This window comes from Psychrobacter sp. GW64-MNA-CIBAN-0177 (genome assembly GCF_040309585.1).
Lineage (GTDB): Bacteria > Pseudomonadota > Gammaproteobacteria > Pseudomonadales > Moraxellaceae > Psychrobacter > Psychrobacter okhotskensis.
The window spans coordinates 1-274 of the sequence record NZ_JBEOOY010000218.1 but is presented as its reverse complement, the minus strand read 5'-3'; the positions used below and the strand labels follow the sequence as shown (position 1 = coordinate 274).

1 protein-coding gene is annotated in these 274 nt (G+C 70.8%); it reads left to right on the top strand.

All coding sequences use genetic code 11. The annotated features are described in order from the left end of the window. A partial coding sequence (locus AAEY79_RS14840) for a glycosyltransferase N-terminal domain-containing protein (protein ID WP_352289132.1) occupies positions 1-274 on the top strand: 274 nt, incomplete at both ends.

Sequence of the window (274 nt, the reverse complement as noted above, 5' to 3'; positions counted from 1 at the left end):
ATCCGGCTCTACGTGCGCTCGCGCAAGGAGCGCGGTTATCGCGAGCATATCGCCGAGCGCTTCGGTCACGTCGCGGGCCGCTCGCGCGACGACCGCGCACCGCTGATCTGGGTGCATGCGGTGTCGGTCGGCGAGACGCGCGCCGCGCAGCCGCTGATCGATGCGCTGATGCGCGCACGCCCCGATGCGCACATCCTGCTCACGCACATGACGCCGAGCGGCCGCGCGACGGGCGAACAGATCTTCGGCGATCGCGTGCTGCGCTGCTACCTGC